The 5140-nt window shown below is 57.4% G+C and carries 2 rRNA genes; both read right to left on the bottom strand.

Annotated features, from left to right (window positions below):
* Nucleotides 1-21 precede the first annotated feature (21 nt).
* Nucleotides 22-3141: ribosomal RNA gene (locus tag IH09_RS35875) — 23S ribosomal RNA — on the bottom strand.
* Nucleotides 3142-3444: 303 nt separating this feature from the next.
* A 16S ribosomal RNA gene (locus tag IH09_RS35870) occupies nucleotides 3445-4973 on the bottom strand.
* Together the 16S and 23S rRNA genes form the textbook arrangement of a ribosomal RNA operon.
* Nucleotides 4974-5140: the final 167 nt, after the last annotated feature.

The raw sequence follows: 5140 nt of genomic DNA, 5'->3' as shown, positions 1-5140 counted from the left end.
ACACAGTGGACGCGAGCAACTGAGGACAAGCCCTCGGCCTATTAGTACCAGTCAACTCCAACCGTTACCGGTCTTCCATATCTGGCCTATCAACCCAGTCGTCTACTGGGAGCCTTACCCCATCAAGTGGGAGGGAGCCCTCATCTCGAAGCAGGCTTCCCGCTTAGATGCTTTCAGCGGTTATCCTTTCCGAACGTAGCCAACCAGCCATGCCCTTGGCAGGACAACTGGCACACCAGAGGTTCGTCCGTCCCGGTCCTCTCGTACTAGGGACAGCCCTTCTCAAGACTCCTACGCGCACAGCGGATAGGGACCGAACTGTCTCACGACGTTCTAAACCCAGCTCGCGTACCGCTTTAATGGGCGAACAGCCCAACCCTTGGGACCGACTCCAGCCCCAGGATGCGACGAGCCGACATCGAGGTGCCAAACCATCCCGTCGATATGGACTCTTGGGGAAGATCAGCCTGTTATCCCCGGGGTACCTTTTATCCGTTGAGCGACGGCGCTTCCACAAGCCACCGCCGGATCACTAGTCCCGACTTTCGTCCCTGCTCGACCCGTCAGTCTCACAGTCAAGCTCCCTTGTGCACTTACACTCAACACCTGATTGCCAACCAGGCTGAGGGAACCTTTGGGCGCCTCCGTTACTCTTTAGGAGGCAACCGCCCCAGTTAAACTACCCACCAGACACTGTCCCTGATCCGGATCACGGACCCAGGTTAGACATCCAGCACGACCAGAGTGGTATTTCAACAATGACTCCCCCTGAACTGGCGTCCAGAGTTCACAGTCTCCCACCTATCCTACACAAGCCGAACCGAACACCAATATCAAGCTATAGTAAAGGTCCCGGGGTCTTTCCGTCCTGCTGCGCGAAACGAGCATCTTTACTCGTAGTGCAATTTCACCGGGCCTATGGTTGAGACAGTCGAGAAGTCGTTACGCCATTCGTGCAGGTCGGAACTTACCCGACAAGGAATTTCGCTACCTTAGGATGGTTATAGTTACCACCGCCGTTTACTGGCGCTTAAGTTCTCAGCTTCGCCAACCCGAAGATTGACTAACCGGTCCCCTTAACGTTCCAGCACCGGGCAGGCGTCAGTCCGTATACATCGCCTTACGGCTTCGCACGGACCTGTGTTTTTAGTAAACAGTCGCTTCTCGCTGGTCTCTGCGGCCACCCCCAGCTCAAGGCGCAAAGCCCATCACCAGAAATGGCCCCCCTTCTCCCGAAGTTACGGGGGCATTTTGCCGAGTTCCTTAACCATAGTTCACCCGAACGCCTCGGTATTCTCTACCTGACCACCTGAGTCGGTTTAGGGTACGGGCCGCCATGAAACTCGCTAGAGGCTTTTCTCGACAGCATAGGATCATCCACTTCACCACAATCGGCTCGGCATCAGGTCTCAGCCCTAACGTGTGACGGATTTACCTACCACACGGCCTACACCCTTACCCCGGGACAACCACCGCCCGGGCTGGACTACCTTCCTGCGTCACCCCATCGCTTACCTACTACCACCTTGGATCAGCGGCTCCACCACGTCCCTTCGTCCGAAGACTCCAGGCCGGCTTCACGGCCTTAGCATCAATGGATTCGATACTGGGCGTTTCAAAGCGGGTACCGGAATATCAACCGGTTGTCCATCGACTACGCCTGTCGGCCTCGCCTTAGGTCCCGACTTACCCTGGGCAGATCAGCTTGACCCAGGAACCCTTAGTCAATCGGCGCACACGTTTCCCACGTGTGTATCGCTACTCATGCCTGCATTCTCACTCGCGAACCGTCCACAACTCGTTTCCACGGCTGCTTCACCCGGCACACGACGCTCCCCTACCCATCACAACAAGCGTTAGCCCTATAGTTGCAATGACACGACTTCGGCGGTGTGCTTGAGCCCCGCTACATTGTCGGCGCAGAATCACTTGACCAGTGAGCTATTACGCACTCTTTCAAGGATGGCTGCTTCTAAGCCAACCTCCTGGTTGTCTCTGCGACTCCACATCCTTTCCCACTTAGCACACGCTTAGGGGCCTTAGTCGATGCTCTGGGCTGTTTCCCTCTCGACCATGGAGCTTATCCCCCACAGTCTCACTGCCGCGCTCTCACTTACCGGCATTCGGAGTTTGGCTAAGGTCAGTAACCCGGTAGGGCCCATCGCCTATCCAGTGCTCTACCTCCGGCAAGAAACACACGACGCTGCACCTAAATGCATTTCGGGGAGAACCAGCTATCACGGAGTTTGATTGGCCTTTCACCCCTAACCACAGGTCATCCCCCAGGTTTTCAACCCTGGTGGGTTCGGTCCTCCACGAAGTCTTACCTCCGCTTCAACCTGCCCATGGCTAGATCACTCCGCTTCGGGTCTTGGGCACGCTACTCAACGCCCTATTCGGACTCGCTTTCGCTACGGCTTCCCCACACGGGTTAACCTCGCAACATACCGCAAACTCGCAGGCTCATTCTTCAAAAGGCACGCAGTCACGACGCAGAGACAAGTCTCTGCGCGACGCTCCCACGGCTTGTAGGCACACGGTTTCAGGTACTATTTCACTCCGCTCCCGCGGTACTTTTCACCATTCCCTCACGGTACTATCCGCTATCGGTCACCAGGGAATATTTAGGCTTAACGGGTGGTCCCGCCAGATTCACACGGGATTTCTCGGGCCCCGTGCTACTTGGGTGTCGTACAAGCAAGCCGTTAATGTTTCAGCTACGGGGGTCTTACCCTCTACGCCGGGCCTTTCGCATGCCCTTCGCCTACACCAACGGTTTCTGACTCGCCCGATTGCCGGCAGACAATCGAAGTACGATCCCACAACCCCAACCACGCAACCCCTGCCGGGTATCACACGTGACTGGTTTGGCCTCATCCAGTTTCGCTCGCCACTACTCCCGGAATCACGGTTGTTTTCTCTTCCTGCGGGTACTGAGATGTTTCACTTCCCCGCGTTCCCTCCACACTGCCTATGTGTTCAGCAGCGGGTGACAGCCCATGACGACTGCCGGGTTTCCCCATTCGGACACCCCCGGATCAAAGCTCGGTTGACAGCTCCCCGGGGCCTATCGCGGCCTCCCACGTCCTTCATCGGTTCCTGGTGCCAAGGCATCCACCGTGCGCCCTTAAAAACTTGGCCACAGATGCTCGCGTCCACTGTGCAGTTCTCAAGCAACGACCAGCCACCCACCACCCCAACCCGAAGGCTGAGTTCACTGGGGCCGGCATCACGAAGGTCCAGACTTGAAGTCCGTACCCTCAGATACCCAACAGCGTGCCCGACACACCCGATCCGTCATCCCGTTCCACGCCGAAGCAGTACTGGAAACAACCAACCCGATGTGCCGAATAGTCAACGTTCCACCCATGAGCAACCAGCACCGGACATTCGCCGATGTACTGGCCTCTGACCAAGACAAGCTCGGTAAGAAGTGCTCCTTAGAAAGGAGGTGATCCAGCCGCACCTTCCGGTACGGCTACCTTGTTACGACTTCGTCCCAATCGCCAGTCCCACCTTCGACGATTCCCTCCCACAAGGGGTTGGGCCACCGGCTTCGGGTGTTACCGACTTTCGTGACGTGACGGGCGGTGTGTACAAGGCCCGGGAACGTATTCACCGCAGCAATGCTGATCTGCGATTACTAGCAACTCCGACTTCATGGGGTCGAGTTGCAGACCCCAATCCGAACTGAGACCGGCTTTTTGAGATTCGCTCCACCTCACGGTATCGCAGCTCATTGTACCGGCCATTGTAGCACGTGTGCAGCCCAAGACATAAGGGGCATGATGACTTGACGTCGTCCCCACCTTCCTCCGAGTTGACCCCGGCAGTCTCCTGTGAGTCCCCATCACCCCGAAAGGCATGCTGGCAACACAGAACAAGGGTTGCGCTCGTTGCGGGACTTAACCCAACATCTCACGACACGAGCTGACGACAGCCATGCACCACCTGTACACCGACCACAAGGGGGCGACCATCTCTGGCCGTTTCCGGTGTATGTCAAGCCTTGGTAAGGTTCTTCGCGTTGCGTCGAATTAAGCCACATGCTCCGCTGCTTGTGCGGGCCCCCGTCAATTCCTTTGAGTTTTAGCCTTGCGGCCGTACTCCCCAGGCGGGGAACTTAATGCGTTAGCTGCGGCACGGACGACGTGGAATGTCGCCCACACCTAGTTCCCAACGTTTACGGCGTGGACTACCAGGGTATCTAATCCTGTTCGCTCCCCACGCTTTCGCTCCTCAGCGTCAGTATCGGCCCAGAGATCCGCCTTCGCCACCGGTGTTCCTCCTGATATCTGCGCATTTCACCGCTACACCAGGAATTCCGATCTCCCCTACCGAACTCTAGCCTGCCCGTATCGAATGCAGACCCGGGGTTAAGCCCCGGGCTTTCACATCCGACGCGACAAGCCGCCTACGAGCTCTTTACGCCCAATAATTCCGGACAACGCTTGCGCCCTACGTATTACCGCGGCTGCTGGCACGTAGTTAGCCGGCGCTTCTTCTGCAGGTACCGTCACTCTCGCTTCTTCCCTGCTGAAAGAGGTTTACAACCCGAAGGCCGTCATCCCTCACGCGGCGTCGCTGCATCAGGCTTTCGCCCATTGTGCAATATTCCCCACTGCTGCCTCCCGTAGGAGTCTGGGCCGTGTCTCAGTCCCAGTGTGGCCGGTCGCCCTCTCAGGCCGGCTACCCGTCGTCGCCTTGGTAGGCCATCACCCCACCAACAAGCTGATAGGCCGCGGGCTCATCCTTCACCGCCGGAGCTTTCCACACACAGACCATGCGGTCGTGCGTCATATCCGGTATTAGACCCCGTTTCCAGGGCTTGTCCCAGAGTGAAGGGCAGATTGCCCACGTGTTACTCACCCGTTCGCCACTAATCCCCGGCCGAAACCGGTTCATCGTTCGACTTGCATGTGTTAAGCACGCCGCCAGCGTTCGTCCTGAGCCAGGATCAAACTCTCCGTGAATGTCTCCCCGATACCGGGGCAAACACCACGAGAGCGGAACCGCCGGACGGAATAAGTCCAGCAGTTCACAGCGTCCTCGCTAGTGTCGCCTCCCACACCACCATGTGGCGTCGGAGGACTTTTTCAAAGGAACCTCATCCACCGAAGTGGACGGGGTATCAACATAT

The organism is Streptomyces celluloflavus (assembly GCA_000720995.1).
GTDB lineage: Bacteria > Actinomycetota > Actinomycetes > Streptomycetales > Streptomycetaceae > Streptomyces > Streptomyces celluloflavus.
This window is presented reverse-complemented; position numbering and strand designations above follow the sequence as displayed.